A 22,143-nucleotide genomic window follows, 5' to 3' on the forward strand; every position below is an offset into this window, starting at 1 on the left:
ACGTCAATTCACCCACGATAACACCTACTTCATGAAGCTGTTCTTTTGTATATTTTCTTTGTACATTTTTTTTGATGGTATGAAAATCAACAACCCTGTAAGTATCGCTTTCTTTCATGCCGAGCTGTGCTGCCGCTTCAGTCATTTCTTTCGAACTCAGTAATCCATTCAGAATATTATGGATAATATCTCTCTGATACTTCTTTTTCACTTCATCCTGTGCAAATTCACTCAAAAATCCATACTGCAAGTTAATAATCGCATTTTCGATTGCCATATAATCAAGTTCTATCAGTTCTCTATTTTCTTCTGTTATTGTTATATATATTTCCACCTCATTCAATATGGCAAATTTCACTACATATTGAACACGGCTTCCCTTCATCTGCTTCATATATTGAAATTTCGTAATAATATTGGGTTTATATGGCTGAATTTCATCTGACAATATTAACTTGGAGTTGTCCGAGTTTGTTGAAACCATACAATTAAGATTACCATAATACAATACAACAGGATTCTCGATCATGATACTTAAAAATTTGATAATATCACTTGCTGTATTGCTTGATCCATTATTTTTTAAAATAAACGTATTAAAATTATCATGTGTGATTTTAAAATACTTTAAGCGTGCAGTTTCTTTATCGAATACCTGCATTATAACATGGCGGATAATTCCCCAGTAATATAAATCTTCTGGAATTTCTACCAGAGGAATTTCATATTTTTTGCAGTGTTTTTCTAATAAACTCAATCTGCGTCCTGTAGGATCATATTCTTTTCTTTTCTTTACAATGAATCCACTTATATCACTTTTAACTAAATCTTCAAAATGCTGCTCTACTTCTCGATCACTGCATGATAAATATACCTGAAGACTGGTTATGAGTATTTCACCACCCGTCAGGTATCGCTCCATATCTTCAATTTCGATTATTCGAATGCCTTTCACTTCCAAATCTAGACCTTTTTCACCGCAAAGCAGCTTCATTTTTGGAAATTGTTCTGATTCAAGTAATTTTCTTACAGTATATCCCATCGTTACTCCTTATCCATTGCCAAATCAATACAACATAATATCTGTTATGTTGTTTATGGACAGATTAAGTTTCGTACGATATAATGTTAAATAACACCCTGCTATCTGTTATGCTGTTCATATTACATAGTTCCTTTCTGATTTTTTGGTAGCTGTGCCCTATTTAAGTACCGCTCTTGGTAAATTGGCTATAATCTTTATTATTTTTATTGCTTAAAGTTATCTTTTAGAGGAAATGAATGACTTGCAGAAATAGGGTAGAACAGGTTAATAGAGGCACTGTACAACATAACAGATATTATGTTGTACATTCCAATATTTCCTGTTCGACAATCTTATCCAGCTTCTTTTGGAACACTGTTTCTGTAGTTGCTGTATATATTCTCGTTACATTGATACTGCTATGTCCAAGTAAATCAGCAAGACCTGTAATATCTTTTGTCACTTTATAATAAATTCTTGCAAATAGATGTCGAAAATTATGCGGGAATATTTTTGATTCTGCTACTCCTGCCTTTTCTTTTAATCGTTTCATTTCTCTCCAAATATTACTTCTGTCTTTTAACTTCCCATTTTTCGTGACAAATATCCAACCTTCTGCTATTTGGTTATTATGGCAATAGGAAAGAAGTTTCCTTTGCAATACCTTCGGCAAAAAAATCCTTCTATACTTTCCTTTATTATAAATCTCTATCTTTCCAGATTTTACACGCTCCACTGTAAAAAATTTTATTTCGCTAATCCGAATTCCTGTACATGCTATTGTTTCAATACACAATGCAAGCTGTTCTTTTCCTTCTGCCATAGCTGTTGCAATCAATTTCCTGCATTCTTTTTCTGTCAATTCTTTCTGATCCTGTAAAAAAGGCTGCTTCTGCACTTTTATTCTTTTCACTTTCAGCTTTCCTACATTCAAAAATTCCAGGAACTGATTCAAGGCGGCAAGCATTGAATTAACACTATTGACAGCATATTTTTGAGCAAGCCATTCTTTATATTGCAACAATACTTTTTTATTGATCCGCTTATCATCTGCCAAAAAAGATAAAAACTTTTTTATATCTGCCATATATTTATTGATTGTTGCCTTTGCATTTTCTTTCTGGTATAGATAATCTGCAAATTTTTCTATCTCACTTTCTGATAGCTCTATTGAAAAATCCATCTGTTCCATAATCATAGTCCTCCTGAGAATTCATTTTCTTTCATTATAGCTGTTCGCTTTTTTGTATTCCCATACACTACTTTTTCTACTTGTTATGCATCCAAGATTTTTCAATATTTATCTCCGATTATATATCGTATTGTTGATTTTAGTCAACAGTAGACGCTTATTTTTATCATCTATTGTGGATATAATTTAACAATACGAGAGGAGATGTCTTATACTAATGTCGGATAGCGAATTATGTTTACAGGAAATCGGAAAAAGAATTATGGATCGTCGAAAAAAGCTGGGACTCACTCAAGAAGCACTTGCAGAAAAAGGGGAAGTCACTACCCAGTTTGTTTCTTATGCTGAATCAGGGAAGCGAGCAATGAGGCCTGAAAATCTGCTAAAAATCTCCTCTGCTTTAGAAGTAAGTGCCGATTATTTACTCACTGGTGAAATTATAGATAAGGATCTGTTGATTCTTTCAGATAAGCTCCGTCGACTCACTCCTTCACAGGTACGCACAGTTGAAGCTATTATAGATGAATGTAACAACCTTTTTAATCAGAAAGAAATTACCCTTCTCTCTCAAAAAAGGAATGGAAGCTACTAAAACAGTAACTTTCCATTCCTTTTTTGAGAGGATGAAACTTTTTCTGTAAAATAATGTTTATAAGGTTCTTCTATGATACAATAAATATCATTAGAAGGGCCTTTTATTATGGCAAGACAAAAGAAACCTGTACATCGTGTACAAATGACAGAAGGAAAACGAAACATCATCCATCAGCTCCTGGAAGAGTACGATATCCAGTCTGCAGAAGACATTCAGGATGCGCTCAAGGATCTTTTAGGCGGCACCATTAAGGAAATGATGGAAGCTGAAATGGATGATCATCTTGGTTACGAAAAATCCGAACGCTCAGATAATGATGATTATCGCAATGGTTATAAGCGGAAACAGGTCAACAGCCGGTATGGCTCGATGGAAATCGAAGTGCCACAGGATCGCAAATCAACGTTTGAACCACAGATTGTGAAAAAACGTCAGAAAGATATTTCCGATATTGATCAGAAGATCATTTCCATGTATGCCAAAGAAATGACTACCCGGCAGATTTCCGAAACCATCGAAGATATTTATGGCTTTGAAACTTCTGAAAGCTTTATTTCTGATGTGACTGATAAGATCCTGCCACAGATCGAAGACTGGCAGAACCGGCCACTGGACGAGGTCTATCCCATTCTCTACATTGATGCAATCCATTATTCTGTAAGGGATAATGGCGTGATCCGAAAGCTTGCTGCTTACGTGATTCTGGGAATCAACACGGAAGGAAAAAAAGAAGTTTTAACCATCAGTGTTGGCGATAACGAAAGCGCAAAATACTGGCTTTCCATTATGAATGAACTGAAAAATCGTGGTGTCAAAGATGTATTAATCATCTGTGCCGATGGTTTAACCGGAATCAAAGAAGCGATCGCAGCAGCTTTTCCAAAGACGGAATACCAGCGCTGTATTGTACACCAGGTAAGAAACACGTTGAAATATGTCCCGGATAAAGACATAAAAGCCTTCGCTACGGATCTGAAAACCATTTATCAGGCCACAGATGAAAAGAAAGCTCTGGCAGCCTTAGAGCGTGTAACAGAAAAATGGACACCGAAATATCCGAATTCCATGAAGCGCTGGAAGGATAACAGGGACGCAATCTCGCCGATCTTTAAATTTTCAACGACGGTCAGAACGGTGATTTATACTACAAATGCTATTGAATCCCTGAATTCTACCTACCGGAAACTGAATCGCCAGAGAAGCGTATTTCCAAGCGATACAGCTCTATTAAAGGCACTGCATCTTGCCACATTTGAAGCTACGAAGAAATGGACCAGTACGATCCGCAACTGGGCACAGGTGTATGGTGAACTGAGTATTATGTACGAAGGACGCCTCCCAGAGTAACGAATAAACAGGCGAATAAGACGGGCGGAAAACCGCCTGCTCTTGACATGCCATTCAACAACTGTTATATATAAAACAAGGGTGAGAAGCCTGATTTTCAGGCTTGCCACCCTTGCATATCATAGAAGAATCTTATTTACAGACTTTTTCTCACAGTCTCGCAGATCCCCTGCAAAGCTTGAAAACTCTGCAGGGGAACACATAAATTTTATTTTCCCTATGTAATCATCTCCGGTTTCATCTTTCAAAAACAGGTATATCCGAAACATCCCGCTTTTCATTACGGATATAATCCTGATTATACGGAAATCTGGCAACCTTTGCGCGAACCTTCATCTGGCGGGTTCCCGGCGTTCCCCAGAGTATTTCAAGCTCCGTTCCTTCTTTGGCATATTCTGCGGAAATAAAGGCCAAAGAAATCATGCTGTTATAGGTATAAGAGATGATTTTTCCGCTTGTGATCCCGATCTCCTTATCTGCAGCCAGCACCTTATCTGCCCGGTACTCAAAACCAAACTCTCTGACACAGAAATAGTATTCAAGAGCGGATGGTTTGGTAATATCCTCGCAGGGTTCCTCCCCAGGGCTGAGCATGGTTGCAAAGACTTCTGCCACATCCTTGGCGTTCCATTCCAGGGTTACGCATTTTTTTTGTGGCTTTTCCGACATTTCAAGAAGGGCTTCTTTTCCAATGAAGTCATGATTATATTTAATCAGGAAATCCCATCCCACATCATAGGGAGTAACAAAGCGAGCCTGAAGATCATCCCCCACACTTCCGAGAAGCCTTCGATTGAGATTGAACATGGATAACTGAGGCACTGTGCGCATATATTCTGTCATTTTCTCGCTGGTTTCCAGCCACGGAAGCGGATAGTGAAGATTGATATTCGGGAATCCAGCCTCCGTATGGTTAAACAGGTTATAAGCCTGGAGCCCAAGCTTTCTTGCTCCCAGCTTTTCACCTGCCGCCCATACCAGATTATAGATCTCCGCATAATCCGCCATATCTCCGTGAATTTCATAAGCAAGGTTGCCGGACATGCCAAGCCGGATGATGCGTACCTGTTTTCCGTTTACCTCCTGGATTCTATGTCTGCCGAATTTGATGTCGTGAAGATTGGCCTGGAATGCATTTTCCAGAATCTCTAAGGACTTTTCACCGTCAATCTGGATAAAATATTCCTTTCCGCTCATGTTTTCGCCATGCACATCCAGATCTGATGTATTGACATAATAAGAGATCACCGGATCAAGCCAGTAGGTTCTGTAACGATCTTCTCCGATACGGATTACAACGCCGTCTGTCAGAATCTGACCTTTCTCATTGCACATTACGGCATGGCGTATGCCGTTCATTCCCAGCGTGGTAAAATCATTTGTACAAACCTGTCCCATTAATTTAACGGCATCCGGTCCGTATACATCATAAATGGGGGATGTCATAAGCGCCGTTCCAATCCATGCGCTGGTCTGATATGCCTTGATCTCATCCTCCACACCCGTATAAGCATATGCCGTAATAAAAGGTCCCTGTGGGAACAATAAGGTGGCGCCTTCCAGCGCCGGATTCATCATTTCTGCCATTTTTCGTCCTCCTACTGTTTTTAATTATCTGTAGATGTTCTTGTTCCGATTAAATGATTTTCCATATCTTCAAACATTTCTCTTACCGTGATGGGCTTTTGCCCTGTCAGCTTTTCAAAATCATCTGTAAATGTACTCATTTGATTCAGACGGATTGCCCTGCCAAAGGACACCATTCCATCTGAGCAAAATGGAAAGTTCTTCGCCGTGTCCGCCCACATTTCCTCCGTTGTCCTTGGAACGCCGATGGAGTCAAAGAACTCATACATCTCATCATCGTTGATATATTGATATTCCGTCTTTTTACCCGTAACCTCCGAGGCGATTGCCATGTACTGTGCAATTGTCAGAAGCTCGGCTCCATTTATATCAACAATTCGATCTTCCCAATCAGACATTGCCGCACAGGCCGCCGCAAGCGCACAGTCATCCCTCGAAACAAATGCCATTTTCCCATCTCCCATGTTATTGCGGATGATGCCGTTTGTATTTTCAACTGCTTCCACAAATGTGGAGACCATTGCTTCCGCATATTGGGAATCCCGAAGAATCAAATAATGGATGGGCTGTTTTTTGATATACCTTTCGGTCCATACATGATCGTTTACTTCGTAAGCATTGATATCCTCATGTCCGGCTCCTACAATCGATGTATAAACCAGTTTGTTTACACCTGCCGCCACAGCCGCATCAATTGCAATTTTATGTGCCGCTCTTCTTTTCTGTCCAACGAATGGCATGGAGATCAGAATAACTGTATCCGCATCTTTAAATGCTTCCGTCAGTTTTTCCGCATTGTTAAAATCGGCAATTCTGGTTTCAATGCCCATTTCCTGGTATTTTTCAAGACCATTTTTTGTTGGAGCCGTAAAAATCAAAGCTTCATGAGGATATTTTTCCAGCAATACACGGGCTGATCTGCTTCCAAAATTTCCGTCTACTCCATTTAACAATATCTTTTTCATAAAAAATAATCCTTTCAATTATATAGTTATAATATTAAAAAATCGATACCCCTTTATAGGATACTCCCTCAGCTCTTTTTATTGCCTCCTTCCTTTTGTCTGAATTATATTATCTCCTCTCTAACTGTCGGCGCCTGAACAGTGTTTCCTATATATCCATAGTAAAGCAGTTGCCATCTCCCGTCATCAGTTATATAATTCATTTATACCGTCTTTTTTCGTCAAAAATAACCAAAGGAGTTTTTTGCAATGAAATCTATGAGCATTTCTGTCATCCTTGACTGGATTCCTGATAAATACAGGATTTTTTATAAATCTACGGGCTTAGATCAATTATTCCGGCATGCCCGCATGCTTGATGATTCCATGGAAATAATCGATAATGATTTTCTGTATTTAACACAAGAGAGCTCTTTCCTTGATAGGGAATGGGATATACGTAAGCCCCGGTTCCTGATTTTCTGTACCAAAACCGGATCAAAGGAGGGACAGATAAACCCTTCCTGGATGGAGCATGCCGCCATCTTATATACGGACGAGCCTTTTCATAAGGTATTCCATGAGTTTCTGGATATTTTTGATAAGTACTATGCCTGGTATGAGCAATGCCTAAAGATAATTATCGAAAACAAAGACGTTTCAGATCTGCTTGATTATGCGGCCACCTTTCTTTGCAACCCGATTGCCCTTTTTTCTCCAACCGGAAAGCTGCTGCATTATACCGGGAAATTTCAGGAAAAAATCGAGGGAACTCTCTGGGACGAGGTTATCAATTTCGGCTTTACACCGACAGAATCCATATATCCTGACGAACACCAGAGAGTTATGCAGGAAATTCACAGCGGAAACCGCTTAATCTCCAGCGTCTTTCGTCAGGATCCATCCCATCACTCTCTGACCGCTCCGCTTTATTTTGAGGGAAAAAACTTTGGAGCATTCGGTACGACAGATATGAACGGTCCCTTTACGGAAGCACAAAAGGCTTTGTTATTAGAAGTCGTTCATTTTACAGAGCTTGCTATGAATCACCAGATTCAGCCTTTTCTTTTGCAGGATGAAGAAAACTATTATGTTATACGGCTTTTACAGGGATATCCGGCAGATGAGCTTTCTACCTCTTATTATCTCCAAGCCAGAAATTATACGAACGAGGATATTTGGTATCTTTATCAATTTTCCCTTCCGGAATCTGACGTCTCGGATACCCGTCAGTCTGCCTATATTCATCAGATAAAAAACATTCTGCCTCATGGAGTTGTCCTCTATTTTGAACATTCTATTGTTGCGGTTTGCCGCAGGCGGGATTTTGATCCTGATTATGAAAAATCATACGCCGCACTGGAGGATTTGCTAAAACGGCTTTCCCTTAAGGTCTATATAAGCACCCGTTTTTTTAGATTCACGGAGCTTTCCATGGCATATGGACAATGCAGGCTTATGAAATCTTACCCTTTGGAGCCTCAAAAACATATTCAAAGGTTTGATGAAGCCTTTCTACATGTTTTATATGGTGTCCTTAAGGAAAAAAACTCCTTGCCGGGCTTCTGCCACCCAGCTGTTTTATCCCTGTGGCAAAGCCATATGGAGCAGGATCTCACACTCATTCATAATTTAAAATGCTATCTTATCAACGGAAGAAATATAGCGGAGACTGCCCGGACGCTTCATCTTCATAGAAACACCTTGATCTACCGGCTACGAAAAATCGAAGACCTGCTCCATATTTCACTGGATTACCTGGATGAAAATATGCTTCTCTATTTATTAATATCCTGCTTCATCTGCGAAACACTCTAATTTGGACATCCTCCTATGCTTGAAATTTGGCTTGCGACAGCAATTTCATTGCAACATAGGAAGATTTTCATTTATTTTGTGATTCTTACTTTTGATTGTTTCCGAACTGAGGGAGTAACAGCCCACAGAGGAACATAATTACCATACATATGGATGCAAGCATAAACAACAAACTATAATTATCTCCCGCAATCGGTGTTCAAAGACCACACAATTTCTTCAAATATTGGAGGCTCATTTTTATCCTTTAGCAACCCCTCTTTAATACTATCAACAGTTTCCAAATATTCACGTAATAATAATTTTATATTTAACGTTGGTGTTTTATATGTATCCATTGAATAATGAAAAAGCAATTCATCCATCCGCTGTACAAAAAATAGCATTCCTTGCAAATCAGAAATATCCTTCCAGTTTTTCAACCCTCTCTTAATCATTAGTCTCCTATGTATCTGGAATCTCTCAAAATATAAGGATTCCAGAGCATCTAAATCGTAACATTACCATTAAACACTCTTTTCATCAATCATTAGTCTATCATCTACAATTTCATCAATCTGATTCGATTGTTTAATCCGATTTACAAAATCATAATTCAGCAGTTCTTCATTCCATAAACGCACAATATTTTTCTCTGTGCAATATTGCAAACTTTTTATAATTCGAGAAATTTTATAAAGATAACTACCCTCATCATACATAGCATCTTCATTTTCCCATTCTTCCATCTGCCCCGAATATTGGACAATCGGCAAATTATTTGCAGCTTCTTTTTCAATCCGCAAATAATTATTAGCCATTAACTTGCAGCTATCATGCGCTTGCAACAGGGTTTTTAAATCTTTGTAAACAATTCTTGATTTTACATCATAAGCAAAATATGGCGTTACTTTTCCATCTAGCGGATTAACAAATAAATGACAATATGAAAATCCTTCTAGTTCGTTTGGTCTTTCCACATCAACAATGCAACCATGTATCTTTCCAGAACCTCCGAGATGCTTAATAAATTCAGAAAGCTTCTGTTGACCTCCTGCATATCTATATAGTAGTTGATTTACATTTTCCGCATATTTTTCAAGATTAGCATAATAATAAGATAAATCTTCCAGTCTATTTCGTCTTAATCTCCCCAATTTGCCACCGTTCATAAGATAAAGAGATTTTCCTCTTGAACGTTTTGAATATTCGCAATATATTAAAAATAAATACATATTATCTCTTTTTAACATATAAATTGTTCCATCTTCCCTTTTTAATGACATGGAAACCAATTTCCCTCTGTTAAAATCAATATACTGCTCCTTTGTTATTTCATGTACTCCATCTTGATAATAAGCAAATATGTCATAATCATTATCACAATAGAAATATTTTAATCCAATATTCTTTGCTCTATATCCAATTTGATTATCAGCATATATAGTTCTCCTATCGCTTATTTCATAAAAGTTTTGGTGATTATGTCCGTTCAAATATATCCAATATGGATTGTGTACTTCTGTATTCCAGTCCCCTTTCTTGACGTGCGTAAGGACTATAACTCTATTTTTCCCTAAACATTCCAGTATTTTTGTGTATATAGTATTAAAACGATTTGTCTCTTGTATATCTTTCTTCCACGCTGCTTCTCTTGATAATTCATCAAAACTTTTCCCATATCGTATATTTGACGCATTAAATTTTTTATTTAAACCGCTAAATCCTATTCCACCTAAAATAATAACCGAACTACATTGAGCCTTATTCCGTAACTCTTCTTTGCTCTTTTTCTGTATTTCTGCTTCACTGAATATTTCACATTTTTTTCTATCTTCTACACACATTAAATCATTTTGCAAAAATACTATACCTAATTTCGCAAAAAATTTTCTATATATCTCTACATTATCTTCCATCTCAACATAAGGATCCCATAATTCGTGATTACCAGGCACAACCACTATCTGATTTGGGTTCCACCCCTGTATAAGCTCATTATAAAAGATAACCGTAAACTCAAAAATAGATGAAGTATCCCCTGCAATCAGCAAATAACTATTAAATGGTCTAGTTCCAATGGAGCGAACCATGCTTCTTGCCAAAAATTTTATATATGAACGTATTTCTTCTTTTGTTGCCTTATCCTTAAATTTATTGCAAACTCGATGTGCCAAATGGATATCGCTAATATAAAAAAACGGAATATGGTTAATATCAAACCGTTCATGTTCATCATCGTCAACGGGCTTAGGATAACAAAATTCATCAGGTATCATAATTTCATTATTTTCCATAATTTCGTCAGTTTCCAAAGTCTTTTTTATAGCAGCAAAATATGTTCCGTCATATAGTCCTTGCGATTGCAATATCTCACTATTAATAATTGCACCTTCAATATTATAATTTCTTAAATCAATTCCACGAAAATCAAAACTTCTCAACTCGGCATCAAAAAGATTTCCTTCTAAAAAAACATAGAATTTGCCAAAATCTTCAAATTTTTCTTGGACACAATATGATTCTTCTATTATCTTTTTGTCGTCAAATATTGATTTATGATGCCCACATACCACTTTAATTTTGACATTAAACTTTTTCTCCTCAGAATCATAATATTTGTGTGTAAATTGTATTTTCCCTTTTGATTTTTGATAACTCAAAATATCTTCAGATATTTTCACCTGTTCTGGCATATACTGTGCAATAGAAAAATCTTCTTCCATATAATTTATACATAATGCCTTCACATCTGGGCGATTAGGCATATACACTAACCACTTAGGGTTATGTGCAACAATTTTTTCTATTAAATCAATTTCCGTATTATCATCAAACAATTCATATCTTTTTTTCTGTGAAATAAGCGACAATATGTTTACATCTTTTTTAATCGCATTTATACAAATCGTTGATGTTCTAAAATTTTCTGGCACATTATTCAATAATTCCGGGGCTGCTTCAACTGCTAATTCACACATTCGTTTAGTAACAAACTGTTCAGGGACATACCGAAATGCTTGTCCATTCTTTTTTACTGCTGCCAAACACATTTTGGAATCTAAGCACTTTCTGGACACAAACTGTAAGGCTAAAGGATTTTGTCTAATAGCCGCTTTGCAAAGTTCTATCGTTTGCTCTTTTTTAGGAATCTTTTTCAGCAACATACCATCTCTTTTTAATTCCTTTATAATATCCATTCTCCCCTAACCCTTTCTCTAATTTTCATAACTTAATTATAGCTTCTTCATTGGAAAGAGTAAAGAGAAACAGCAAATCCCCACCAGCCATTCAAGAGTGAACTGAACGACTACACCGCTCTTGACTAACTGGCGGGGATTCGCTCCATGGCAGCTAAGAGGGCTTTAAGCAGCCCTCCGTCTGTCAACGGGCTTCCCGATTATGTTTTCTCCTTGCAGCCCGTTTCTGCTCGGCTTCTATCTGTTCCTGCTGCTTTGCCCGGTCAATCATCGCATTAACCTGTTCAGAGCCGACCACAGCTTTTATACGCCCAAAATCTGCCGCCACTATCCTCAATTCCCGGTTTTCTTCCAAGACTTCTTCCAGCCTGTTTGTCAGCCGCTCGTTTCCGCTCCGTTCCCTGTTATATGCCGTTTGCAGCTTTGTAAACTTATTTGAAATATCCAGATACGCCGAATAAACAGAGCGCATGACTTGTACGATTTTCTTTACCAACGGCTTTGCTTTCTTTTCCCGATACGACTTTGCAGGTTCCATAACTGCTGCTTCTGGAAGCGTCTGCTCCGGGTCTGCGGAAAAATCCGCCGCCAGCTTCTCCATGTTCTTAACCATAGGAGCAAGTTCATTCATGCGCTTCTGGTATTTGTCCGCCTGTTTCTGCGCTTTCTCTGATTCCTGCTGGGACTCCTGCAAATCTTCCTGTAAGGAACAAATCTCATCATCAACCTGCAACAACTGTTCATGCAAATCTTCATTGATTTCTTGAAAAGTAGCGTTTTCTTCCTGCAATTCCGCTTTCTTTGCTTCCAACTCTGCGACCTCCTTTGCCCGCTTCTTTTTCTCAAAATCCAGAACGGACAAATGCTTCTCATGTATATATTTGCAAGGATTGGACTTATTATATTTCCCTGCGCCGACCCTTCTTCATTCATCATCAGTTCTCCTCCATCTATCACTCCTACCTTAAGGTACTTCTTGACGAGACCTATAATGTTAGGGTCTTTGATATAGAGATAGAGGAACTTGATAATCCATTCATGTTTCATGTGGTCAAAGAAGCCTTTTATATCAGCATCCACGATATAACAGATTTTAGTGTTGTTTAATCTCTTGTATAGTTCTTTTATTGCATCATGACATCCTCGGTTAGGTCTGAACCCATACATGCAGTTCAGAAATCTCGGTTCATAAATAGCTTCCAATATCTTCTTTAGTGCTAACTGAACCATTTTGTCCTCATAGCACGCAATTCCTAATGGTCGAAGTTTTCCATTGCTTTTGGGAATATATACCCTTATTGATGGCTGTGGCTTGTAGGATTTTCTTTTCAATCTTTCCACCAGGTCATCTATGTTTTGTTCCAGATTTCTCTCGTACTCTTTCTTAGTAATTTCATCAATACCAACCGCTTTGCTACCATCTAATTCTTTGTGGCATTGCAAAAGCATTTCTTTATTGATTAAATGATACAACGATGTGAACTCTGGTCTTGGCGAATGCGCCGATATTTCTGCTATTCTTTCTAATTTTGTTTCCATCAATACCTCCGTCCATGAGTACGGTTGATGTGTCCTCAGAAAGACCATTATTATGTAGCTCCCTTTCCTCCGTTGGCATTACCCAATTTCTACGGTACTATGAAGCTATCCGACTGCCTATTGTTCTTTTGACATTCTTCTGTTTTGCAGTTGTTTGTCATACTTGCAGTAGCAAGAAACAATAGGCTCTCCCCAGTTGACTGAACAGTCACTATGTGAAACATAAAGTGCTCTTTGACCCCGCAGAAGTAAACCACTTCTTACCATAACGATTCGGTTTATGTTGCTTTCCGCTGGAATTAAAGCGTCAGCTTTCTGGATGTCAAAATTTCGAGGCTCAATCACACTCTCTATTTCCTCGCTGTCTACGCTTAGCAACTGCCATTACTGACAGCCACCCAAGACTCGCTACTGGTGGTTGGTTAGACCTTACCAGACAGGCTTTCCACCTGTTAGACTATTCGCCCTTGTCTGGGCGCACAATTCCGATTTATCGATTTTCTAAGTCAAAAGTTGTTACTTAATTCAATGGAGATTCCATCAATACAACTTTCTTATTTGCTGCATCCATCATCACTTCACATCCGATAGGCATAGTAAGCATAGGGTGTGTATGGCAACAATCAAAATCAGCTAATATAGGAATTTTAGTATCTCCTAAAACTTCTAATAGAATTTCATAAGGACATTTTCCAGTTCCATTATCATCGAATTTTTCATGTTTTCCCAAGATTATTCCACTTACTTTTTCAAATACACCAGCAAGTTTCAACAATGAGAAAGAACGTTCTATTGTACACGCATCTTTTAACGAATCCTCAATAAACAGAATATCTCCCTTTTTAATCTCCGGCATATATTCAGTTCCAAAAAAGCCCTCCATTGTGTTAAGATTTCCGCCTATCATTCTCCCCTGACAAATCCCTGGATTCACGCATATCCAATCATTTCCAAGTTGCTCTTTTGATCTGTCTTGTTCAGCCCAATTGATAAACTCTTCTGTCCAAACCTCTGGCTTTTCATAACAATAAGGAAAAGATATTGTCCCTTTTATCATAGAGTTAAAACTATCAAATGTCCAATCAACAAAAGGAGGCAACTCCCCAAACGAAGATGCAACAGCCGGTCCATAAAAAGTAATTAGCCCTGTCTTTGCGTAAATAGCAAGCAATAAGGCGGCAACATCTGAATATCCAATAATTATTTTGGGATGCTTCTTTAAATATTCATAATCAATATATGGTAAAATTGAGTTTGTATTGTTTCCGCCAATAGATGCCATTAGAATCTGAACATCCTCATTGTATAAGAGTTGATTAAACTCCTGTGCTCTTTCCTGAATTGTTCCAGAACGGTAGTTATCCTTTTTTCGGTATAACTGCCCATTTATTATTTTATAACCTTTAGATTCTAAATATTTGACTCCTCGTTCATAACGAACAGGAACAGTTGCAGAAATTGGTGATGATGAAGAGAATACGCCTATTGTAATATCATCTTTTAATTTTCTTGCCTTCATATTTCAAGTTCCTCCAGAAATTCCAGTTTAATTGTTTCAATTATATCCCTCTGCTCTTATTCTGGCAATTCTTATCTATACAAAAAGGCAGGCGTTCCTACTCTTAGAACGACCACCCATACTTTTGTATCAAATTACCTTGCGCCTCTATCATGTTTTCTTCTTACAGCATATCTCTGTTCCTCAATCGCCTGTTCCCTCTGTCTCGCTGTCCTCACTGCCGACTGCACCACATCTGAACCAAGTACCGCTTTTGTTCTCTGATAATCCATTTCTACACTACGAAGTTGTTCATTCTCACTCAGCACATCATCAAGTCGATTACGAATCCGCTCTTTCGCTGACAATTCTTGATTATAAGAGATTTCCAATCTGTCATATTTATTAGATATTGTGCGATACTTCACGTAAAGGCTGTGCAGTACATTCACAATTTCTTTCAATAGAGGTTTAATTTTTTTATCCCGGTAAGACTTTGCAGATTCCAAAGTTCCGATCTCCGGCAGCCATTCTTCTGGTCTGAAAGAATACTCAGCCGCAAGACGTTCTAATCCCTGCACTGTAGGAGCCAGTTCTCTAATCTTTTTTGTTGCTTCAGGAGCTTTTGTTCTGCTTTTTGTACTTCTTCTTTTACTTTCTGAGTATCAGCCTCCATTTGTTCCCGTTCGGTTCCTGCAAGAGCTATTTGCGTCTCCAATTGTCCTAATTCATCCTGACAGTCAGCACATTTCGCTTCCAGCTCGGCAACTTCTTTTGCACGCTCTTTTTTCTTAAAATCAAGAACCGATAAATGCTCTTCATGCGTATTCTTTTTTTCCCATTCAATCCCATGTCTTGCCATAGTAGCAGCTAACTGTTTCTTTTCACTGTCTATCCATTGATCCTGTTCTGTTTTTGATTTAGACCCCCCCTGAAAGCCAAGTACTGCTAAAGCCTGTTTCAAAGATACTTTTGTATCCATTCCCCGCCCTTTCCAGCCGAAAACATAAGGTACAAAATCAATGTGTAAATGAGGAGTTGCTTCATCCATGTGCAGATATGCCCCAAACACTCGAAGCGTCGGATTCCGCTTTTCAAACTCCTGCATATATTCATCCAAAATCTTTTCCGCCAGCAAGCCGTTCTCCGTCATGGCTCCCATATCGTCTTTATTTCCAATCTGCATAACAACTTCATGAAATAATTTTTCCTGGCGTCCAATTCGGATTTTTTCATAATAATCATCTATACGCCGGTCTTTACGTTTTTGTTTTTCGTTGTATCGTTCAACCGCATCGTCAAATAATTCATGGTAAACTTCACGCAGATTTTCATCTCGATAAACTATATTCCGATAGCTGCGTTCATTGTCAACATTCTCTGCAACAAACTCTCTGCGATTGTAGGATAAAGAACCTTTTCCTTTCATACCCGATATCGTTCTTTTCAATCGGCATTTCCTCCTTTTTCAGTAAACAGGTGCCGGATACGGCACATAAGTTTTGTTACTTTTGTCAAAAGTAACGCAAAAGCACTTTCGACAGCCTTCGTCTATCAAAAGTACCGTTGCGCCCTGCCGGGGGCTATTCCGTCCTACAGACGGGCGGCTGTTCCATCCGTTTTACTTCCGCAGCCATAGCTTTTCGAATAGCCGACAGTATATTTTCTATCGTATATTCGTCCCATCCGGCAAGCCATATCAGCGTCCGCATTTCTGCCGCAGTCAGTTCCACCTCTCCGAAAATCTCATTGAGTGCGGCAATCCTCCGGGCTTCGCTTTCGTAAAAATATTTGTTCACATTCCGGGTTCCCCATTCTGGCTGAATGATCATCTAACCACACCTTTCTCTTTATCTGCTATTCACAGGAGCGTGGCACGCTCCTGTCTGTTATCATCAATGCAAACTACCAGCGGAAGCTATCCGTCATTCCACGTCTGTCCAAATATTCCAGTCTGGCTCTTTCCCGTTCTTCCTCGGTAGGTGCAGTCTTATATTTCGCATATAGCTCATGCTGCACCATTGCATCCAATTTTTTCTCCAACCCTTTCCGGATTTCTTCTGCCCCAGAATCATCTAATCCCACATGGTAAAGGAGTAATTTCCGAAACAAATCCATATTTATCTGTACACTTTTCATTATGACCTCCATTCAAGGCAGCAAGATTACCATATCTATAGGAAATGGAAATCTTGCCATCTTCATTTTTATTCCTCCGGTAACATCCAGAACCACTGACTTCCAATTTTTACGGATTCTATTTTCAATTCCTTCTTTGCATTCCACATGGTCTTACTTTTAATTCCTCTGTGTTCTGCCTCCTCTGCTATTTTTGCCTGTTCCATCGCTCCATCAGACAATATCTCTATCAAAAACTCCTTTGCCTCTCGCCCCTTCCGTCCTCGGTTGTCACCAGAAAGCAAATCATCCGCACTGATATCATATTCTCCTATCCATTTAAATCCGTTTTTTTTTATCCAGACGGAAAGCAATAGATTTCCCTTCCGGAGCCAACGAACTTTTCACATGGCACACTACTCTGATTTCTGGATCATCTTTTACCCGTCCGACTATCAACACACTTCGTGCTGCCGCCTGAAAGTCAATGGAACCTAACCCTCTGTAAGAAGATTTTCCATTACTGTTTTTATTCATATGACCAATCAGAACAATCGCACAATGATGTTTTTCTGCTAATACAGCCATTCGTTTCATAAGCGGACGAATTTCATTTGCCCGGTGCATATCCACATCAGCTCCCAAGAATCCCTGTATTGGGTCTAGAACCACCAGACGAGCTTTTGTCTGTATAATTGCTTCTTCCAGCCTTGCATCCATCATTGTCAATGCCTGTTCATTATCATCAATAACTAAGACTCGGGAGCAATCCGCCCCCGCTGCAAGCAGTCGAGGTTTTATCGTATCTCCCAATCCATCCTCAGCAGTTTGGTAAATTACGTTTACCGGCTCTGCAGCTGTTATTTTCTCTTTTATTTCAGTGTTTTTATCAACTGGCAGTATCGCCTCTCCTTTTGTCAGTTTAGCAATAATCTGCAATACCATCGTTGTCTTCCCCTCCCCAGGATCCCCCTGTACAATGGTAACCTTTCCGAAGGGAATAAACGGATAGAGCAGCCGTCGATTTTCTCCACTTCTACTTGTTCCATATTAATCAATTTTAAGTTCGGTTCTATTCTTCTTTTATCCAAAATATCCTCCATTTCTTGTTGAAAGATGACGGAGACTTTGGTAGAATACCTTTAGTAAATGATTTGGAATTTCTACCAAGTCTCTGCCTTTAGGTGTTTGCCGACACTTAAAGGCATTTTATTTTTCATCATCCTGCATCACCGTTCTAAAATCATTTGCCATCAGTCTTACGCCTGAATCACCACCTGTAATTTTAATAATCTGTTTCATTAACGCTCTGCAATCAACCAATGTCTCTTGCAGTTCCTTATTTTCTGTGTTGATATCCTCCAACCGTTCCCTCAATCTTCGTATTTCAAGTCTTAATCTGTCGCTCTGGTATTTTCCAACCGCAATCCTTATTTCCTGATAAAGCAACGATTGTATGAAATACTTTCCTTTCGGCATTCCACTGACAATGATACGAGCCTCCAGTTCCCGACGTTCCTCCGGTGTCATCCGGAAACAAATTGTCTGATTCCGTTTTCTGTTTTTATCCAACCCACTTATTACAACGCCTCCTTATATTCACTGTCTAATCGATCAGCTATCTTGATCTGCTTATTAGGATACAGATGAGAATACGTGTTCAATGTTGTCTCAATCTTTTCATGTCCCAAACGATCTGCTATTTCCAATGGAGAAAAACCAAGCTCAACCAACATACTAGCGTGTGAATGTCGCAAATCGTGAATTCTGATTCTCTTTACTCCGCTTGCCTTAATACCTCTTTGCATTTCATGTTCCAAGAAATACTTTGTAACCGGAAATAGGCGGTCATCTTCTTGCACTTCATACAAGCTATCCATATAATCCTTAATATCCACTACCAGAAATTCTGGAATTGTAATCAGACGTTTGCTTTTAGGCGTTTTTGGTGGAGTGACAACATCCTTTTTTCCAAGCCTCTGATAGGATTTTGTAATGGAAATAGTGTGTTTATCCAAATCTATATCTGCCGGGGTCAAAGCCAGCAGTTCTCCCAAACGCATCCCTGTCCAGTACAGTATCATAAAGGACATATATGACTGCCTCTTATCCATGATGCAATCTACAAACTGTCTGAATTCGTCTATCGTCCAAAAACTCATTTCCTCTGCCCTGCTTTTTCCGATACTTCCGGCTTTTGTACAGGGATTGCCTTTCAGGTCATAATACTTGACCGCATAATTAAATATTGCACTCAGTTGGTTATTGATTGTTTTCAGATAGGTAGGCGAGTAACCTTTTTTAATCAGTTCGTTCTGCCATCGTCTGATATCCGCAGCGGTAATATCATTCACACGTTTCTGTCCAAAATACGGAAGAATTTTCAAATCGATAATATATTTTTTCGTTCTCATGGTATGCTCACGCAGGCGTGTTTCCATATCTGCGTAATACATCTTCAGGAACTCCTCAAATTTCATATCGAAATCGGCTTTTTGTGTGACAAGAAAAGTCCTCAGCCATTCCTCAGCTTCTCTCTTGGTAGCAAATCCTCGTTTTGTTGATTTCCGGCGCTTTCCCTGCCAATCCGTAAATCGGTATTGGATTAGCCATTTTCCAGTTTTAGGATCCTTTTCAGCTTTCATGTCTTACCTCTCCTTTCTACGCACCGTAACCATACCAGCGTTTTTCTAAATAACATCTGGGAACTTTGCCTGCAATGACCAAGAAGCCCTGTTCAGCCAGTTCCTGATTCAGCTTACGAATAATCTTATAAGCATGTCCAACAGAAACACCCAACATCTCAGCGAGTTCACTTGCGGTAATATAAATTTTGTTTTCTCCTGTCATATTTCTTTCCTCCTTCTTAATTATAGCTTTTTCGCTACTTTTTATATTTTCATTATATGTAGCGACATCGCTATTGTCCAGTGTTTTAAAATGTCTATAGAAAAATTTTTTTAATCATGGTATAATGTAGCCATCTCGATACAGGAAAGGTGATAAAAATGACCATAGGCGAAAAGATTAAGTATTGCAGAAAACAAATCGGTATCACACAGGATAAATTGGCTGAATTAACTGGTATCCATCCTGTTTCCATTCGAAAATATGAAACAAACAAAATGCAGCCACAACCTCCTCAATTAGAAAAGATCGCAGCTGCTCTCGGTGTTAGTTATAACGCACTGAACGGCAGTGACACTGCCGGGCTCCGTCTGAAAACAGTCGGTGACCTCATTGGCGTGCTTATGGTACTTTGTAATTCTGGCGTCCTACAGATCAGTGGCGAACGTGGGGAAGATATGCTATTAAAAAAAGAGACAGTATCTATTCAATTCAATCCTATCCTTTCCTCTTATCTGGAATTTGGATATACCACCAGAGGGAAAGCACACACATTATCCTTGCAGGATATTCTGTTAAATGTCAAAAGCTACAAAGTATTGAATGACCTGTTAAAGTGGGAAAAAATGAATTTCATTTACCATAGTGCTTTGAAGTCCGCTGGAGGAAATCCAAACGAGGCTACTCAAGCAGCTATTGATGAAATTGCAGAAACGAAAGAAAAAGTAGAATTGGAATTGCAGAAAAGCCAGATATTACTTGATACATCTAATGGTGTTAAAGTAAAAGTAAATCCTAATTCTTTGAAGTGAAAACTTGTTATAAGGAGCATATATGTCAAATAAAATAGATAAGCCAAAACAAACTGCTCCGCAGCTAATTACTAAAATGAAAAGTAAGGGCATCACTTTTAAATACATCACTGAAGAAAAGGCTGCTGAGTATCTTACTGATAAAAACAATTACTTACGCACCGCTGCATATCGGAAAAATTATCAAAAATATAATAACGGTTTAAATATTGGGAAATACATAGATCTTGACTTTTCCTATTTGCAAGAGCTATCAACCATCGATATGCACTTTCGTTTTTTAGTATCAAAAATGTGTTTAGATATTGAACACGATCTTAAAGTGCGAATGTTAAAAGATATAGAAACCGATTCCACAACCGATGGCTATGATATTGTAAATACATTTCTAAGTCACAACAGCTACATCATTGGCAAATTGGAAGCTACCAGCGCTTCTCCCTTTACAAGTGATTTGATTCATAAGTACTTTACAGTCCAACGAGTATATAACCCTAAAAAAGGGAAAAAAGAAAACAAAATCACCTTATATGATGACTGTCCAGCTTGGGTCCTTTTAGAAATGCTTACTTTTGGAGATTTTATAAAATTCTACGAATTTTACTACTCCACAAGATCATATAGCAAAATATCTTTCCCTGTTATAAACCTTGTCAAGAGTTTAAGAAACGGAGCCGCACATAATAATTGTATATTAGCAGATTTGGCACATGGAACTTCTCGTCCGCCTGCAGAAATTAGCCAGGCTATTGCAAAAATAGCTTCTATCAATACCACTCAACGGCAGAAGAAACTCTCTTGTCGTCCAATGCTTGAATTCATAGCTTTGCTTTATACTTACATTTTAATAGTATCAGATAAGGTGAAACATCATAGAACGCTAGAATTAGAAGATTTGTTCTTCAACCGAATGCTCCAAAAAGGAGGGTTTTTTCTAAAAAATGAATTGATTAAAAGCAATTACGAATTTGCTTGCAAGGTTATTGACTTTCTCTTTTAAAAATTTTCAAATCATAGTTAGTTAAATTTGTCAATACTTTTTTTCAAAATCTGTTGACTTTTTGGCTCTATCTACATATAATAATATCAGAATCATAAAAACGTATTACGTTTTTGTAAGGGCGGCGTTGCGACGGCGTTCTATTTTTTTGTTCAAAAATAAATTGTACTCAACAGACATAGTAAGGTAAGCGCCAAATAATAAGTAAACGGTAGAATACGAGTAAACGGTAGAATACGAGCACCTTGACAAATAGCAGACCGCTTTTGCGGTCTGTTTATTTTCCGCTGGCTTTTTGCGGCTTTCTAATGTTTTCGGGCAACATATCTGACCATGGCAGAAGTTCTGCAAGAAAATCTATGTTTTTGTCATCTACATGTTTGGGAATCTCCGTAAGCAGATATTCGAAATAATCGAAAGGTTTCAGGTTATTCGCCTTTGCAGTTTCTGCGATACTGTAGATGATCGCTGAACTATTGGCTCCATTGACCGTATCGATCATCTCCCAGTTTTTCTTCCCTATACAGAATCCACGGATCGCACGTTCGCTGGCATTGTTGTCTATTGGAACATCCCCATCTTCCAGAAAAACTTTCGTAAGCGCAAAATATTGCTACGTTACTCATGAATTACGCTTGCACCA

20 protein-coding genes and 3 pseudogenes are annotated in these 22,143 nt (G+C 38.4%); 5 read left to right on the top strand and 18 right to left on the bottom strand.

All coding sequences use genetic code 11. The features are described 5' to 3' along the window. A partial coding sequence (locus DWY63_RS14905; RefSeq protein WP_199607233.1) for a PucR family transcriptional regulator ligand-binding domain-containing protein occupies positions 1–1,042 on the bottom strand: 1,042 nt, incomplete at its 3' end. Positions 1,043–1,340: 298 nt separating this feature from the next. Beyond that, entirely contained in the window at positions 1,341–2,216 is an 876-nt protein-coding gene (locus DWY63_RS14910; protein WP_242998507.1) for a tyrosine-type recombinase/integrase, read from the bottom strand. Positions 2,217–2,433: 217 nt separating this feature from the next. Here DWY63_RS14910 and DWY63_RS14915 point away from each other — a divergent pair, with 217 nt between their 5' ends. Together DWY63_RS14915 and DWY63_RS14920 are read left to right on the top strand one after the other, a co-directional pair. Continuing rightward, complete coding sequence (locus DWY63_RS14915; RefSeq protein WP_117456480.1) at positions 2,434–2,808, top strand: helix-turn-helix domain-containing protein; 375 nt, start codon at positions 2,434–2,436, stop codon at positions 2,806–2,808. A 108-nt stretch (positions 2,809–2,916) separates the two neighbouring features. After that, the gene (locus DWY63_RS14920) at positions 2,917–4,158 is read left to right on the top strand and encodes an IS256 family transposase (protein ID WP_117802528.1); all 1,242 of its coding nucleotides are present in this window, start codon (positions 2,917–2,919) and stop codon (positions 4,156–4,158) included. A gap of 237 nt (positions 4,159–4,395) precedes the next feature. Here the strand turns inward: DWY63_RS14920 and DWY63_RS14925 are convergent, their stop codons facing one another. Next, complete coding sequence (locus DWY63_RS14925; RefSeq protein ID WP_117802529.1) at positions 4,396–5,745, bottom strand: aminomethyltransferase family protein; 1,350 nt, start codon at positions 5,743–5,745, stop codon at positions 4,396–4,398. A gap of 20 nt (positions 5,746–5,765) precedes the next feature. Continuing rightward, positions 5,766–6,710 (bottom strand): NmrA family NAD(P)-binding protein, encoded by a 945-nt coding sequence (locus DWY63_RS14930; RefSeq protein ID WP_117802530.1) that lies wholly within the window; start codon positions 6,708–6,710, stop codon positions 5,766–5,768. Positions 6,711–6,959: 249 nt separating this feature from the next. Between DWY63_RS14930 and DWY63_RS14935 the strand changes: the two genes are divergently transcribed. Continuing rightward, positions 6,960–8,507: a PucR family transcriptional regulator gene (locus DWY63_RS14935; protein WP_117802531.1), complete on the top strand. Its 1,548-nt coding sequence runs from the start codon at positions 6,960–6,962 to the stop codon at positions 8,505–8,507. A 179-nt stretch (positions 8,508–8,686) separates the two neighbouring features. Here DWY63_RS14935 and DWY63_RS14940 read toward each other — a convergent pair whose 3' ends face one another. From DWY63_RS14940 to DWY63_RS15000, 13 genes and pseudogenes are all read right to left on the bottom strand, one after another. Continuing rightward, positions 8,687–8,944, bottom strand: a complete 258-nt coding sequence (locus tag DWY63_RS14940) for a hypothetical protein (protein WP_117802532.1) — start codon at positions 8,942–8,944, stop codon at positions 8,687–8,689. A gap of 69 nt (positions 8,945–9,013) precedes the next feature. After that, positions 9,014–11,686, bottom strand: a complete 2,673-nt coding sequence (locus DWY63_RS14945) for a DUF4116 domain-containing protein (RefSeq protein ID WP_117802533.1) — start codon at positions 11,684–11,686, stop codon at positions 9,014–9,016. 184 nt (positions 11,687–11,870) lie between these two features. Beyond that, the gene (locus tag DWY63_RS18210; protein WP_199607235.1) at positions 11,871–12,299 is read right to left on the bottom strand and encodes a hypothetical protein; all 429 of its coding nucleotides are present in this window, start codon (positions 12,297–12,299) and stop codon (positions 11,871–11,873) included. A 14-nt stretch (positions 12,300–12,313) separates the two neighbouring features. Then, on the bottom strand, positions 12,314–13,225 hold the full coding sequence (locus tag DWY63_RS14955) for a reverse transcriptase domain-containing protein (protein ID WP_330415500.1): 912 nt from the start codon (positions 13,223–13,225) through the stop codon (positions 12,314–12,316). Positions 13,226–13,745: 520 nt separating this feature from the next. Next, entirely contained in the window at positions 13,746–14,744 is a 999-nt protein-coding gene (locus DWY63_RS14960; protein ID WP_117802534.1) for a S66 family peptidase, read from the bottom strand. Between the two features lie 134 nt (positions 14,745–14,878). Continuing rightward, entirely contained in the window at positions 14,879–15,232 is a 354-nt protein-coding gene (locus tag DWY63_RS18760) for a hypothetical protein (RefSeq protein ID WP_147343083.1), read from the bottom strand. A gap of 238 nt (positions 15,233–15,470) precedes the next feature. Further along, positions 15,471–16,173, bottom strand: a pseudogene (locus DWY63_RS14970) (plasmid recombination protein); the annotation flags it as partial. A 133-nt stretch (positions 16,174–16,306) separates the two neighbouring features. Then, positions 16,307–16,555, bottom strand: coding sequence for a hypothetical protein (locus DWY63_RS14975; protein WP_117802536.1), 249 nt, complete (start codon positions 16,553–16,555; stop codon positions 16,307–16,309). 73 nt (positions 16,556–16,628) lie between these two features. Then, positions 16,629–16,862, bottom strand: coding sequence for a complexin-2 (locus DWY63_RS14980; protein ID WP_117802537.1), 234 nt, complete (start codon positions 16,860–16,862; stop codon positions 16,629–16,631). Positions 16,863–16,930: 68 nt separating this feature from the next. After that, a pseudogene (locus DWY63_RS14985) lies at positions 16,931–17,944 on the bottom strand (AAA family ATPase). 106 nt (positions 17,945–18,050) lie between these two features. Further along, entirely contained in the window at positions 18,051–18,413 is a 363-nt protein-coding gene (locus DWY63_RS14990; protein ID WP_442857755.1) for a plasmid mobilization protein, read from the bottom strand. Positions 18,414–18,421: 8 nt separating this feature from the next. After that, the gene (locus tag DWY63_RS14995; protein ID WP_117802539.1) at positions 18,422–19,486 is read right to left on the bottom strand and encodes a site-specific integrase; all 1,065 of its coding nucleotides are present in this window, start codon (positions 19,484–19,486) and stop codon (positions 18,422–18,424) included. A 16-nt stretch (positions 19,487–19,502) separates the two neighbouring features. Then, entirely contained in the window at positions 19,503–19,691 is a 189-nt protein-coding gene (locus tag DWY63_RS15000) for an HTH domain-containing protein (RefSeq protein WP_117802540.1), read from the bottom strand. Positions 19,692–19,849: 158 nt separating this feature from the next. Between DWY63_RS15000 and DWY63_RS15005 the strand changes: the two genes are divergently transcribed. Beyond that, the gene (locus DWY63_RS15005; RefSeq protein ID WP_117802541.1) at positions 19,850–20,500 is read left to right on the top strand and encodes a helix-turn-helix domain-containing protein; all 651 of its coding nucleotides are present in this window, start codon (positions 19,850–19,852) and stop codon (positions 20,498–20,500) included. A gap of 22 nt (positions 20,501–20,522) precedes the next feature. Further along, positions 20,523–21,500 carry an Abi family protein gene (locus DWY63_RS15010; protein WP_117802542.1) on the top strand — a complete coding sequence of 326 codons (978 nt, stop codon included), beginning with the start codon at positions 20,523–20,525 and terminating at the stop codon, positions 21,498–21,500. Between the two features lie 277 nt (positions 21,501–21,777). Here the strand turns inward: DWY63_RS15010 and DWY63_RS15015 are convergent. Continuing rightward, positions 21,778–22,095, bottom strand: a pseudogene (locus DWY63_RS15015) (transposase domain-containing protein); the annotation flags it as partial. Between the last annotated feature and the right edge of the window lie 48 nt (positions 22,096–22,143).

Origin of the sequence: Blautia sp. AF26-2, assembly GCF_003460955.1 — a bacterium.
Lineage (GTDB): Bacteria > Bacillota > Clostridia > Lachnospirales > Lachnospiraceae > Fusicatenibacter > Fusicatenibacter saccharivorans.

Bases quoted from the DNA above. Each gene is read 5' to 3' on its own strand.
- DWY63_RS14910 (WP_242998507.1), bottom strand. From the start codon at position 2,216: ATGGAACAGATGGATTTTTCAATAGAGCTATCAGAAAGTGAGATAGAA.
- DWY63_RS14915 (WP_117456480.1), top strand. From the start codon at position 2,434: ATGTCGGATAGCGAATTATGTTTACAGGAAATCGGAAAAAGAATTATG.
- DWY63_RS14920 (WP_117802528.1), top strand. From the start codon at position 2,917: ATGGCAAGACAAAAGAAACCTGTACATCGTGTACAAATGACAGAAGGA.
- DWY63_RS14925 (WP_117802529.1), bottom strand. From the start codon at position 5,745: ATGGCAGAAATGATGAATCCGGCGCTGGAAGGCGCCACCTTATTGTTC.
- DWY63_RS14930 (WP_117802530.1), bottom strand. From the start codon at position 6,710: ATGAAAAAGATATTGTTAAATGGAGTAGACGGAAATTTTGGAAGCAGA.
- DWY63_RS14935 (WP_117802531.1), top strand. From the start codon at position 6,960: ATGAAATCTATGAGCATTTCTGTCATCCTTGACTGGATTCCTGATAAA.
- DWY63_RS14940 (WP_117802532.1), bottom strand. From the start codon at position 8,944: ATGATTAAGAGAGGGTTGAAAAACTGGAAGGATATTTCTGATTTGCAA.
- DWY63_RS14945 (WP_117802533.1), bottom strand. From the start codon at position 11,686: ATGGATATTATAAAGGAATTAAAAAGAGATGGTATGTTGCTGAAAAAG.
- DWY63_RS18210 (WP_199607235.1), bottom strand. From the start codon at position 12,299: ATGGTTAAGAACATGGAGAAGCTGGCGGCGGATTTTTCCGCAGACCCG.
- DWY63_RS14955 (WP_330415500.1), bottom strand. From the start codon at position 13,225: ATGGAAACAAAATTAGAAAGAATAGCAGAAATATCGGCGCATTCGCCA.
- DWY63_RS14960 (WP_117802534.1), bottom strand. From the start codon at position 14,744: ATGAAGGCAAGAAAATTAAAAGATGATATTACAATAGGCGTATTCTCT.
- DWY63_RS14975 (WP_117802536.1), bottom strand. From the start codon at position 16,555: ATGATCATTCAGCCAGAATGGGGAACCCGGAATGTGAACAAATATTTT.
- DWY63_RS14980 (WP_117802537.1), bottom strand. From the start codon at position 16,862: ATGAAAAGTGTACAGATAAATATGGATTTGTTTCGGAAATTACTCCTT.
- DWY63_RS14995 (WP_117802539.1), bottom strand. From the start codon at position 19,486: ATGAAAGCTGAAAAGGATCCTAAAACTGGAAAATGGCTAATCCAATAC.
- DWY63_RS15000 (WP_117802540.1), bottom strand. From the start codon at position 19,691: ATGACAGGAGAAAACAAAATTTATATTACCGCAAGTGAACTCGCTGAG.
- DWY63_RS15005 (WP_117802541.1), top strand. From the start codon at position 19,850: ATGACCATAGGCGAAAAGATTAAGTATTGCAGAAAACAAATCGGTATC.
- DWY63_RS15010 (WP_117802542.1), top strand. From the start codon at position 20,523: ATGTCAAATAAAATAGATAAGCCAAAACAAACTGCTCCGCAGCTAATT.